The sequence below is a fragment of the Anaerococcus porci genome, assembly GCF_034090325.1.
GTDB lineage: Bacteria > Bacillota > Clostridia > Tissierellales > Peptoniphilaceae > Anaerococcus > Anaerococcus porci.
This window is the reverse complement of sequence record NZ_JAXDSU010000008.1, coordinates 15445-28295: the sequence shown is the minus strand read 5'-3', so window position 1 is coordinate 28295 and position 12851 is coordinate 15445. Positions and strand designations below refer to the sequence as shown.

General features: G+C 29.5%; 13 protein-coding genes and 1 pseudogene. 2 read left to right on the top strand and 12 right to left on the bottom strand.

Going from position 1 to position 12851, the window contains the following annotated elements; translation table 11 throughout:
• The first annotated feature begins 137 nt into the window (after positions 1 to 137).
• Positions 138 to 1290 (top strand): annotated as a pseudogene (locus tag SOR60_RS01240) (IS256 family transposase).
• Positions 1291 to 1365: 75 nt separating this feature from the next.
• Here SOR60_RS01240 and SOR60_RS01235 read toward each other — a convergent pair.
• From SOR60_RS01235 to SOR60_RS01200, 8 genes are all read right to left on the bottom strand, one after another.
• The gene (locus tag SOR60_RS01235; protein ID WP_154541027.1) at positions 1366 to 1974 is read right to left on the bottom strand and encodes an ABC-2 transporter permease; all 609 of its coding nucleotides are present in this window, start codon (positions 1972 to 1974) and stop codon (positions 1366 to 1368) included.
• Positions 1974 to 2813, bottom strand: a complete 840-nt coding sequence (locus tag SOR60_RS01230) for an ABC transporter ATP-binding protein (RefSeq protein WP_154541025.1) — start codon at positions 2811 to 2813, stop codon at positions 1974 to 1976. The genes SOR60_RS01235 and SOR60_RS01230 overlap by 1 nt, the downstream gene beginning before the upstream one ends.
• Before the next feature lie 9 nt (positions 2814 to 2822).
• Entirely contained in the window at positions 2823 to 3191 is a 369-nt protein-coding gene (locus tag SOR60_RS01225) for a GntR family transcriptional regulator (protein ID WP_154541023.1), read from the bottom strand.
• Positions 3192 to 3528: 337 nt separating this feature from the next.
• Positions 3529 to 4323: a ZIP family metal transporter gene (locus SOR60_RS01220; protein WP_154541021.1), complete on the bottom strand. Its 795-nt coding sequence runs from the start codon at positions 4321 to 4323 to the stop codon at positions 3529 to 3531.
• 25 nt (positions 4324 to 4348) lie between these two features.
• Positions 4349 to 6724: a glycogen/starch/alpha-glucan phosphorylase gene (locus SOR60_RS01215; RefSeq protein ID WP_229771224.1), complete on the bottom strand. Its 2376-nt coding sequence runs from the start codon at positions 6722 to 6724 to the stop codon at positions 4349 to 4351.
• Positions 6699 to 8225 carry a 4-alpha-glucanotransferase gene (malQ, locus tag SOR60_RS01210; RefSeq protein WP_320594990.1) on the bottom strand — a complete coding sequence of 509 codons (1527 nt, stop codon included), beginning with the start codon at positions 8223 to 8225 and terminating at the stop codon, positions 6699 to 6701. Before malQ ends, SOR60_RS01215 begins: the two co-directional genes overlap by 26 nt.
• A gap of 263 nt (positions 8226 to 8488) precedes the next feature.
• A complete protein-coding gene (locus SOR60_RS01205) occupies positions 8489 to 9055 on the bottom strand; it encodes a hypothetical protein (RefSeq protein WP_320594989.1) in 567 nt (188 codons plus the stop codon).
• A complete protein-coding gene (locus SOR60_RS01200) occupies positions 9052 to 10251 on the bottom strand; it encodes an AI-2E family transporter (RefSeq protein WP_154541013.1) in 1200 nt (399 codons plus the stop codon). The genes SOR60_RS01205 and SOR60_RS01200 overlap by 4 nt, the downstream gene beginning before the upstream one ends.
• A 98-nt stretch (positions 10252 to 10349) precedes the next feature.
• On the opposite strand from SOR60_RS01200, the gene SOR60_RS01195 reads away from it, so the two are divergent.
• Positions 10350 to 10967 carry a thiamine diphosphokinase gene (locus SOR60_RS01195; protein ID WP_154541011.1) on the top strand — a complete coding sequence of 206 codons (618 nt, stop codon included), beginning with the start codon at positions 10350 to 10352 and terminating at the stop codon, positions 10965 to 10967.
• A 78-nt stretch (positions 10968 to 11045) separates the two neighbouring features.
• Here SOR60_RS01195 and SOR60_RS01190 read toward each other — a convergent pair whose 3' ends face one another.
• Genes SOR60_RS01190 through amaP form a run of 4 tightly spaced genes read right to left on the bottom strand, consistent with a single transcriptional unit; the run spans position 11046 to position 12773 of the window.
• On the bottom strand, positions 11046 to 11399 hold the full coding sequence (locus tag SOR60_RS01190; protein WP_176270034.1) for a Spx/MgsR family RNA polymerase-binding regulatory protein: 354 nt from the start codon (positions 11397 to 11399) through the stop codon (positions 11046 to 11048).
• Between the two features lie 48 nt (positions 11400 to 11447).
• Complete coding sequence (locus SOR60_RS01185) at positions 11448 to 11897, bottom strand: Asp23/Gls24 family envelope stress response protein (protein ID WP_154541007.1); 450 nt, start codon at positions 11895 to 11897, stop codon at positions 11448 to 11450.
• Positions 11898 to 11910: 13 nt separating this feature from the next.
• Positions 11911 to 12225 (bottom strand): hypothetical protein, encoded by a 315-nt coding sequence (locus SOR60_RS01180; protein WP_154541005.1) that lies wholly within the window; start codon positions 12223 to 12225, stop codon positions 11911 to 11913.
• Positions 12226 to 12233: 8 nt separating this feature from the next.
• Positions 12234 to 12773 (bottom strand): alkaline shock response membrane anchor protein AmaP, encoded by a 540-nt coding sequence (gene amaP, locus SOR60_RS01175; RefSeq protein WP_154541003.1) that lies wholly within the window; start codon positions 12771 to 12773, stop codon positions 12234 to 12236.
• Positions 12774 to 12851 lie beyond the last annotated feature (78 nt).

Below are 12851 nucleotides of genomic sequence, written 5' to 3'. Positions count from 1 at the left end.
ATTTTAAAACAAGAAATTAATATATATTAATTATGTAGGAATAGATAGAGTCCGTATAATTGTGTAAAAAGAAAAGGTCATTTGAAACCTAAACTAGTACAGTGTTTTTAACGACAAAAACCAACTAGGAGGAACAAATGACCCAATTACATTTTACATTAAACACAGAAGATATTCAAAATTTAATCAATGCTGAAGTTAAAAACGATATGGCAAGAACTATTCTAACCAAAGTATTTAATGAGCTTATGGAAAAAGAAAGAGATGAATACTTAGAAAATACAGCCTATCAAAGGGATCCTAATAGAATTACCTATCGTAATGGCTACTATGAACGTGACTATACAACAAAAATAGGAACCTTAACTTTAAGGGTACCTAGAACAAGAGATGGTAAATTCTCAACAGAAGTTTTTGAAAGATATCAGAGAAACGAAAAAGCTCTACTCACAACGATGCTAGAAATGTATGTCCAAGGAGTCTCAACAAGAAAAGTATCCAAGGTAATAGAAAATATGTGTGGTAAAACATATTCTAAATCCTTTGTATCATCTTTAACTAAAGAGCTTGACGAAGAAGTAAAGCTATGGAGAAATAGTGACTTAAGTTCAGTGAAATACCCTTATTTAATCGTAGATGTAGTCTACATAAAAGTAAGGGAAAACAATCGTGTAGTATCAAAAGCTTGTCATATTGCAATAGGAACAACTGAAAAAGGAAATAGAGAAATCATAGGCTTAGACCTAAGTTCTAGTGAAAGTGAAAATTCATGGTCAAACTTCTTTGAATATTTAAAAGCGAGAGGACTATCTGGACTTAAAATGGTAATATCAGATACTCACAAAGCTCTAGTAAAAGCAATAAAAGAAACATTCGTAAATGTAATATGGCAAAGATATCAGGTACATTTCTTAAGAAATATCCTATCAAAAGCACCAAAGAAAAACACATAAGAATTTAGAACTGATATCAAAGCACTATTTAAAATCCAAGATATAAACTTAGCAAGAAAAATGAAAGAAGAAATATTCTCAAAATATGAGAACGAAAAGAAAATTCAAAATTCTTTAGACACCTTAGATGAAGGCTTTGAAGATTCCTTTGTATATCTATCTACAGACGTAATTAATAGTAGACTTAAATCAACCAATTGCTTAGAATAGAAGATGTGAAAAAGTGATTAGAATATTTCCAAATCAAGAATCGGCTATTAGACTAATAGGAGCAATCCTCATTGATATCAATGAGGATTGGATAACATCTTCTAAATTGTATATTAGAATGAAATAGTAAATATTGGACTAGGATAATTTACACAATATTTTGGACTTGACTTAGCAAAACTTTCGCTAACCTCAAATAATTTTAAAACTCTTTTTTTGATAATATAAATCTTGTAGCAAGATATGAGATAAAATATACTAGTAAAGCTAATACAATAAGTATAATTTCATTATTTAGGACCATTTTTATAATATTTTTTGAAATAAAGGCTAGGATAAATCCACCAATAGTTCCTAAAACAAATATAATTAAAAATACATATGCAATATTCTTATCAGAAAACAAAAACATAAGCGGAAGAGTAAGAGAAAAATATGAAGCCCCTAATAGATAGATTGCTATAATTTTTAAAATTTCCACATGACCTTCTGAAAGATAATATGTTATTATACCTATGAAAGTAAATATAATAACAAATCCTATAAACTCTACAAACTTATAATTTGCTATATCTGACCTTGATATAGGATATTTCAATAGGTCTTTGTAAGAGTTATTTATAATATTATTTAGGCAAACTGTCGCAAAAATAACTATTGAAAGTCCCGAAATAAGACCAAAAAGATTTGACCTTATTGATGTATTTGGGTTTAAAAATTTTAAACTTAAAGATAAGAGGATTGAAAATATAAAATATACTATAATTGGAAGTAAATTTTCATATAAGTCAACCTTGATTATTTTTTTCATTAGATACCCCTTTTAAGCATTAACATAATATCCTCTATGCTTGGTTTTTCAACCACAGAATTAGGATAAAGTTCTTTAAATTCACTTTTATCTTTTATCAACACATCTATATTGTATTTTCCTACTCTCTTTTTTATAAAATATTTGTCGTCATATAAGCCTATCTCATCCTCGCTTGTCTTTAATATTCCATATTTAAATCCTATGTCATCTTTATAGTCTTTAAATACGAGTTTTCCATTGGAAATGTAGGCTATACAATCAGCTATCTTTTCTAAATCACTTGTTATATGGGTTGAAAATAAGATTGATACGCCATCATTTCTTATATAGTCAAAAAATATATCCAAAATCTCAGCACGAACAATAGGATCAAGCCCTGATGTAGGTTCATCTAGGATGAGAAGTCTGGGCTTATGGCTTAAGGCAGTTGCAATCTTCAATTTAACCTTATTACCTGCAGATAGTTTCTTAAAAGATTTATCTGGAATTTCAAGTTTTTTACATAAATCAAAGAAATAGTTTGAATCCCAATTTTTATAGAAAGAGTTCATTACTTCATCAATTTTTTTGAGTTTTAATTTTTCAGTAAAAAACTTATCTCCAATTACTACGCCTATATCTTCCTTTAAGCCTTTATTCATACCTTTACCAAAGATTTTAATATCTCCTTTGTAAGATGTGAAACCTAAAATTGACCTAATAAGTGTTGTCTTTCCTGCTCCATTTTCTCCAATAAGTCCCATAACAATTCCTTCTTCTAGTCTTAGATTAATAGATTTTAAGGAAAAGTTTTTGTAGGATTTGTTTAAATTTTTAATTTCTATTGCATAAGTCATAGTGTCCTCCTAATTGTAGAGATTATCCAAAATTTCTATTAAGTCATCTTTGGATAAGTTTATAGATTTAGCCACATTCATTGCATCTTCAAAGCTTTTTTCTATTTTCTTAAGACTATCTTCATAGATAAAATCCTTATTTAAGCTTTTTACAAAAGATCCCTTGGCAGGAACTGTATATATAAAACCTTCAGCCTCAAGGTCATTGTAGGCTCTTTTTGTAGTTATAAGTGATACCTTAAGATCACTTGCCAAAGACCTCATCCCTGGTAAAGCTGCATCTTCTTTGAGTTTTCCACCTATAATCAAGGCTTTTATTTGATCTTTTATTTGCTCATAAATTGGCTTATCGATTTTGTTTGAAATAATTATATTCATTTTGGCCACCTTTAGTATATACTATATATATACATTATACTCAGAAATTATAAAAGTCAATATTTTAAAATGAAAAAACCGAACTAAATTTAATCAGTCCGGTTTTTGGCGTTAAATATATTTTTATTTAATTGATTATTTATGTTTCATATTTGCAAAAAAACTTAGTAAACTTACATTTTACCTAATTTTATATTGTAAGTATTCTAAATTTTAATTAATACTTTGTATTCACCACACAGCATAACTTTGAGTTTAAGTTGATTCCATATTTTAAATTTTTTAATATATTCTTTCTATTAATCGCGACATGCTTAGTAAAAGTGATTTCTCACTTTTATCCTAACATAACATCCAAAATCATCATTACCGAAAAACCTACTGAAAACCAGATTGTTCCGAGGTTTGTATGGTCTTTCCCTTCTCCTGTTGCTTCTGGTATTAGTTCCTCTACTACTACATAAAGCATAGCACCAGCAGCAAAGCTTAACAAATATGGTAAAATTGGTATCATTATTTGAGACAAAAGTATAGTGATTATGGCAGCCATAGGCTCTACTGCTCCTGAAAATACTCCCATTCCAAAGGCCTTGTGCTTTCCTATTCCTTGGCTTTTTAAAGGCATTGATATTATAGCCCCTTCTGGGAAATTTTGGATTGCTATGCCTATTGATAGTACTATAGCAGATGCCATAGCAATATTTGTCTCTCCTGCCAATACTCCAGCAAAAGATACTCCTACTGCCATTCCTTCTGGTATATTGTGGATTATTACTGCAAGAACCATCATGGTTGTTTTTCGCATTGAACTACTTTTAGGGCCTTCTGGCACATTACTATCTACATGTTGGTGGGGTATTACATTGTCTAAAAATAATAGAAAGGCAATACCTACTGCAAATCCTATAACTGCAGGAATCCATGCCATTCTTCCCATTTGATTTTCTACCATGTCCATTCCTGGTATTATTAAAGACCATATACTTGCAGCGACCATTACTCCTGCTGCAAAACCTGCTAGGGATTTTTGGACTTTGTTACTTAACTCATTTTTCATAAGATATACCATGGCCGCCCCTAAGCTTGTACCTAGGAATGGTATTAGTACACCTATTATTATGTTTTTATTCATTTTTTATTCTTTTTTCTTTGGTTTCTTAGATTTTCCAGATATCTTTAGCATATTCAAGGATTGTCCTATCAGATGAGAAATAGCCTGCATTTGCTATATTTTTAAGAGCTTTTCTAGCCCAAGTTTTCCTATCACTATATTCTTCATTTATCTTTTCATGGACTTTTTTGTAGTCTTCAAAGTCTTTTAGTAAGAAATATGAGTCTGCTTTCTCTCCACCTTGAGGATTTATTAAAGAATTATATATATCAAGGAACATATAGGAATTATCATCATTTAATTCTCCTGATACCAAGGAGTCTACTGCATCTTTTATGTCAGAATTTTTGTGATAGTATTCTTTAGGGCTATATGAATCTCTAATAGAGTTTAATTCTTCTACTTTGGCTCCAAATATGTAGTTATTTTCAACTCCTGCTTTTTCGAATATTTCAATATTTGCTCCATCATAGGTTCCAAGAGTTAAGGCACCATTTAGCATAAATTTCATATTACCTGTTCCTGACGCTTCTTTTCCTGCTGTTGATATTTGTTCAGATATATCTGCTGCTGGGAAGAGTTTTTCACCATAGGATACTCTATAATTTTCTATAAATACAACTTTTAACTTTTTATTAACATCTGGGTCTTTATTTATAACCCTTGCAACTTCATTGGCAAGCTTTATTATGGCCTTAGCTCTGAAATATCCTGGGGCTGCCTTTCCTCCTAGTATGAATGTTGTTGGATAAAAGTTCATATCAGGATTTTTCTTAATCCTATGGTATAAGTTTATTATATGAAGGATATTTAAGTGTTGTCTTTTGTACTCATGTATTCTTTTTATTTGAATATCAAATATAGAATCTGGATTTATAACTATGTTTTCTTGTTCTAGGATATATCTTGCAAGATCCTTTTTATTTTCATATTTAATTTGATTTATCTCTTCTAGCACCTTGTCATCTTCTAGATATTTTTCAAGCTCTTTTAGCTTATTTAAATCATATTTCCAATCATCTGAACCAAGTTTATCTGTTATAAAATTTGATAGTCTTATATTTGAATAAACTAACCATCTTCTTGGTGTTATACCATTTGTTTTGTTATTAAACTTTTCAGGCATAATCTTATACCAATGGTTGAAAGTATCATCTTTTAGGATTTTTGTGTGGAGTTTTGCTACTCCATTTACGGATATAGACATAACTATGGCAAGATTTGCCATTCTTATTTGATCATATCTTATTATCCTATAAGGATCTATAGCCTCTTCTGATAATCCCTTTGCTTTGAAATCTTCTACAAGCTTGTCATTTATCTTCTCAATTATATCAAAGCATCTTGGACATACTTCAAGCATAATATCCTTTGGCCATGTTTCAAGAGCTTCTTGCAATACTGTATGGTTAGTAAAAGCAAATGTCTTTTTAGTAATCTCTACGGCCCTATCAAAGTCTATACCATTTTCGTCAACTAAGACCCTTATTAGCTCAGGAATTGCTACAATTGGGTGGGTGTCATTTAATTGAATTACATGATATTTTGGAAAGTTTTCAAATTGTAGATCATTTTCAAAATATTTTTTATACTTTTCTACCAAATCTTGGATTGATGCTGAGCAAAAGAAGTATTGTTGTTTTAATCTTAATACTTTTCCTTCTCTTTGAATATCATTTGGATAAAGTACCCTTGTTATATCTTCAGCCCTATTTTTTTCTTCTACCGCCTTATCATATTGGAAGTTATTAAAATAGGAGAAGTCAAACTCTTCAAATGGCTCAGATTGCCAAAGTCTAAGAGTATTTACTTGACCATTTTCAAAACCTAGCATTGGCATATCATATGGAACTGCCTTTACTGTTTGATCTCTAAATTTAACTATTTTTGAATCTGATTCAACCCTTATTGACCAACCATCTCCATCTTTTATCCAATGGTCTCCCTCTTCAACTTGGAATCCATTTTCAATTTTTTGCTTAAAAAGTCCTTCCCTATATCTTACACCATAGCCATACATGTCAATTTTTTGGCTTGCCGCAGAGTCCATAAAACAAGCCGCAAGTCTTCCAAGACCACCATTTCCTAAGGCAGCATCATCTTCAAAGTTTTCTATTGATTCAAAATCTATATCAATTTCATCTAATAATTCTTTAACTTCATCATAGATTCCAAGATTTATCAAATTATTTCCTAAAGATCTTCCAACTAAAAATTCAGCTGAAAAATAGTAAGCCTTTTTTGTTTTTTTAGTCTTATTTTTACAATCTCTCCATTCTTGGTTTATTCTTTCCATGATTGTATCACATAAGGCAAAGTACTTATCCTTATCCGAAGTATCCTCAAAATTTTTAAGCGTTATCCTTTGAAGATTTTCAATATAATCTTCCATAAATTTATTCTTGTTTAATTTTATTTTCATAATTTCCTCTTTCATATAATTTTGCAAGACTTTTTATCTTTTCAGACAATTCTTCATCCAATATATCTTTTTTTAGCCTCCATTGCCAATTTTCGCCCAAAATGCCAGGCTTATTAATCCTTGCTTCATTGCCAAGCTCTAGTAAATCTTGAATTTGAAATATTGCTATATCTGAAACACTTGCCATAAGTGCTCTTATAATTTTAAAATTTACGCTTTCATCTTCTTTTATATCAAAATAATCTACTACCATTTCTTTTGTTTTTTCATCAAGATTATCAAACCATCCCTTTAGAGTGTCTGAATCATGAGTTGATGCATAGACTATGGAATTTCTCTCATAATTATGTGGAAGATATTCTGATGTAAAATCCTCACCAAAGGCAAATTGGATTACCTTCATTCCAGGAAAACCTACCTTATTTTTCAAATCTTCTACTTCTTTTGTAATAAAACCTAAGTCTTCTGCTATAAATTCTGTATCCTTGAATTCTTCTTTAATTTTTTTAAAAAACTCATCTCCCTTAGCCTTTTTCCACTTTCCATACTTAGCATTTTCGTCTGTAGCTGGCACCTCATAGTAGGATTCAAATCCTCTAAAATGGTCAAGTCTTAGTATATCATAAAGCCTTAAATTTATTCTTATCCTATCCATCCAAAATTTAAAACCATCCTCTTCTAAGCTTTCCCAATTATAGATTGGATTTCCCCAAAGTTGGCCATCTTCTGAGTAGGCATCTGGTGGTACTGCAGCTACAAAGTCTGGTTTTTTTTCATCCTTATCAAGTTTTAAAATTTTGGTATTTGCCCAAGCATCTGCGCTATCTAGAGCAAGATAAATAGGTAAATCTCCTATAATTTTTATATGTTTTCTATTTGCATAAGCCTTAAGATTTTTCCATTGCTTAAAAAATTCATATTGAATAAATGCATAAAAATTAATATCATCTATATGTTTTTTAGTAAAATCTTTTAAGGCTTTAGGATTTCTATCCCTTAAGTCTTTGTCAAAGTCTATCCAAGATATATCCAATTGATCTTTTTTGATAGCCATAAATAGACAATAGTCCTTAAGCCACTCTTCTTCCTCTTTTTTAAATTCTTCTATTTTTTCTTTTAAGTTATTATCTATGTTTTCATAAGCCTTTTTTAGTATCCTAAACCTTATATTATAAAGAATTGAATAATCAATAGATTCCTCATATTCTCCAAAGTTTAATTTACTATAGTCATCCTTTTCTATAAGGCCATCCTCACTTAATAAGTCTAGGTCTATAAAGTATGGATTTCCTGCAAAAGATGAAAAAGACTGGTAAGGACTATCCCCATAGCTTGTAGGTCCAAGGGGTAAAATTTGCCAATACCCTATAGAAGCTTTTGCTAAAAAGTCGATAAATTTGTAGGCTTCCTTCCCAAAAGTTCCTATTCCATAATCTGATGGCAAGGAAAATATCGGCATGATTATTCCATTTGACCTTTTAAATCTTTTATTTTTTTTCATAATAACCTCTCACCTTTTATCAGTTATTTACCCATTCTAATAAAAAATAATTCTTAAAAAGAGGCTGTTGCAAAATGAATTAATCGTTTCAAAATCATTACAAGCTACTCTAAGACAATTTAGCCTCCATGAATAGACAGACTATTTTCAAATTTTCTATGAATAACTTGTAAGATGTAAATTTATAAATTCATAATTTTGCAACAGCCTCTTTAGCTTATATTTTCTTTTTCAAAATATATGAAGCCAGTATAGGTACGAGGCTAGCTTAAAAACTCTTTTAGACTCAATCTGTAAAGTCTTCCCCAAGATGATATAGTTAAAACATAATCATCATCTTTTTTTATAATCTCAGTAATAGTCACTCCATGGTGAGCCAGAAATTTAATTTTAGGGCTAAGCCAGTTAAAAAATATAAGGGGAAGATCATGACTTATGGCATAATTTATAAATGAACTTATCTCATCTATTGATTTTCTTTTAATTGGGATATCTTCTAAGATATGTGATTTAAGCCTTAGATAGTAAGATTTTCTCAACCTATTTAACTTGAAATCTAGGATTCTTGCTGTAGGAATCCCGTAAATTTTAGGTCTTAAGATCTTGAAAAACCAATAATGATAGTGATTATAGTCTTCGAATGAAAATTTCTCATCTGGTCTAAATAGGTAGAGATAGACATTAGTAAAAGCTGTAACAACACAGGATCTATCCCTATAAAATTTAGATACTCCAAGTTTTCCTAACATATTTTGATAGCCACCAAAAAGAGTTTTATTGCCATCATTTACTGGAACGAATTCTCCTGGTAGGGATTTTTTCAATCTCATTCTTCCACTTCTCTTTTATAATGGACAGTTTCACTTATTATTTCTATTTCCTTATCACTTATATTCTTTTTTTCTAAACTCTTATCCATCTTCTCATTCATTAGAGTAAATATGATTGATGCTATAGGTATTGATACTATCATTCCAACTATACCAAATAAACTTGCTCCTATAGTAATTGATACAATTACCCAAATTGAAGGAAGACCTATAGACTTCCCAGCTATGGTAGGATAAATTATTGATTCTTGAACTTGTTGAATAACAAGAACAAAAATTAAAAATACCAAAGATTTAAATGGAGATTCTATAAAGATTAGAATCATTGATGTAACTGTGGCTATAACTGGTCCTACATAAGGAATAAAGTCTGAAACTCCAACTAAAATTGCAGCCATAGCAGCAAATGGGATATTTAAGATTAGCATGCCTATAAATACTAATACTCCTAGTATAAAACTTGATAGAGCCTTAGAATTTATATATGATGCAAAGCTTGAATATGATAGAGAAAATACTCTATTAAGATAGTTTGCTTTATCTTTTGATAATATAGAATAAATTATCCTATTTCCAAATATCTTAAGATCCTTTTTATTTATAAGGACAAATATAGAAAAGATTACTGCAGTTATAACTGTAATCACTGTTGATGATACTGAGTTTATTATGCTTGTAGTTTTATCAAATATATTTCCAGCTTCACCTAAGAAATAATCTCTTATTTGAACAACTGTACTGTCCCGGTTTATTTGATTTATAAATTGTTGGGCATCACTTGCAAATCTTTTGGTTATTTCATAACTATTTAAAAAATCAATTATTTGGTTTAAAAATACCGGAAACTTATCAATCAAGGCTGAAATTGAAGCAGATATTCTAGGTATAAGAACATTTAAGAATAAGCTTATTCCCAATATTACTAATATCCATGATAAGATAAGAGAAAAAATCGGAATTAGTTTTTTTGTTTTATCTGTTTTAAATATCTTTGAAAACACCTTATTTTCAAAAAAATTCATAGGTAGATTAATTAAAAAAGCAATCATAAATCCTATTATAAATGGTTGTATTACAGCTATAAAAATAGCTATGGCATTAGTTACATTATTTATGTACCAAAAACCAAAAAATACCAATATGGAAATTAGGATTACTCTTAATAATTGCGAGTTTTTTTCGTCTAATTTTCTCATTTATTAAAATAGACCTCCTTTTTTCTTTTACCTATATTTTACCATCTTATTTACTTTATTCTATTATTATACATGTTATAATGAAATAGAGGTGATATATGAAAAAGTGCTTTATATTTGCTGGTGGAGACTATGATGGATTTTTTGATAAAATTGAAAAAAATGATTATGTAATAGGGGTTGATAGAGGATACACATATTTGAACGCTCTAAAAGCTAATCTTATAATTGGAGACTTTGACTCATCTGTTGAACCAAATTATCCTGATAAGATTGTTCTGAAACCCGAAAAAGATGTGACAGACCTTTACGCCGCCCTAGAAATTGCTATAAAAAAGAACTATAAAAATATAATAGTTTATGGTGGCCTTGGTGGAAGGCTATCTCATACTATTGCAAATATTAAAATTCTTTTTGAATTTAAGAAAAAAGGTATAAATATAAGTTTAAAAAGCAAGAACAAGCTTGCCTTTATAATAAATAAAGATTTTAAGGAAGAAGAATATATAGATGATTTTTATGTATCAGTCTTTGCTCTCGAAGATGATATAAAAGATCTATCTCTTAAGAATTTAAAATATGAGCTTAACAATTACAATCTTAAATCTTATCAAAGCCTTGGAGTTTCTAATGAAACTTTAAATAAACCATTTGAAATCAAGTTTTCTAATGGGATGCTTCTTGTAATTTATGAAAGAAAATCAGCATTCATCTAATAAAACTTGCTATATAAAAACTTACTCCAAAAGTCTGATTTTCCATCTGTCTTTTTGGAGTAAGTTTTTTTAACTAATTTACTTTTCAAAATATTCTTTAATGTTTTTTCTTCCTATGATTACATCATTACCATTTTCAATTATTGGTCTTTTTAAAAGCATACCATCTGATGCGAGAAGATTTAATTTTTCTTCTTCATCCATATCAGAAAGCCTATCTTTCAAGTTAAGGTCCCTATAAATTTTGCCAGATGTATTAAAAAATTTCTTTATATCAAGCTTACTTTTTTCATAAAGGCTCTTTATTTGCTCATATTCTGGCTTATCTTCCTTTACATCTTGAAACTTATATTCTATGTTCTTTTCATCAAGAAATTTCTTAACATCCTTACATGTAGAACAATTTTTATATCCAATAAATAAAGTCATTATTTCTCCTTACAAAAAAGGCCAGCCTAAGCTGACCTCACTTTTTTGAATTTATCTTCTTTCTCTTTCGTCTTCGTCAGAATTTTTTGCTCTATATTCCTCTCTTGTCATAACATCAACTACGTCTACATTTACTGTTACAACATCAAGGCCTGTCATTTCTTTTACATTATCTCTTACAACTTTTTTGATTTGTTCGAAAATTCTTGGAGCACTTTTTCCATATTCTAAGATAATTTGCATATTTACCTTAGCTTCTTTTTGTCCAACTTCTACATCAACACCTCTTGTGTCTTGTTCATTAGATGAAGTGAATACAGATGATACAGAATCAAAGAAACTTCCTTTCATTTCAAGGATACCATCGATTCTATTTACGGCAATTTTAGAGATTTTAGCAACAACCTTGTCAGCAAAAGTTAATTTTGAAACTTCTTCTCTAATTTCTTCGTCTTTTTCTAATCCTTTTTCATAATCCTTGTTAATATTTCTTTCTGTCATATTATCCTCCTATTTATTGAAATTTTCTTATTAGCTTTACTACAAATCCTACTACTTTTGAATCTTTATCAAACCATCCACCTAGAATATAACAAAAGCTTAATACTATCCATATACCCAGGGTTCTGAAGAATCCATAGTCAAATAAAGAAGCTATGGTTAATATACCCAAAACCAAGAAAATCAACTTATATTTATTTTCTTGTTTGAACTTTTTAGCTTCTTCTTCTTTTTTCTCTCTTATGTCAAGTTTTCTCATCTCAACATCGTAGGCAGTAATTTGTTTTTCTTTGTTTTTTTCTTGCAAAACTTTATCTTTATTTTCCATCAAGCCACCTACCTGATTTCTCTTTCTTTACTCTTTTCGGCCTTATTTAATTGAACGTGAGCATTGGATGATTGTAATCCTGTAAGCTCTTTAAGTCCTCTTTCAACTTCAGCTTGAATCTTTCTACCTAAATCTTCGAAATCTCTGTTTCCAAAAATATTACATTTAATATTAGCTTCAACAGTCTCTCCCTTTATGATTTTTACTTTTGAATCCGTAAGTTCTGCACCTTCAAATTGACGTACTGCCGAATTTACTGTAGAATCTAATGAATTTTTTGTGATAAAAATATCTCCATCATTATCTTCTACTAAATATTCTCTCTTATCATTTTGATTTGCAATAATGTCTATAAGAAGAATGATAGCAAAAAATAATACCACTATAGCTACGCCTAAAAGTATATATCTGTAATTTTGTAAATCTAAATATGATAACATATCATATCTCAACTTATCATCAACTAGAGCAACACTTGCAAGTATTGCTGAGAGTATTATCAATGCTATTGTCATTAGAGACCATAAAAATTTTTTAAAAGCTCCCATAACTCCTCCTCAATATTATTTTACCCATAGGAATTAATTTAAAACAAAACTTTGCTATTTTTTTTCGATTTTTTATCT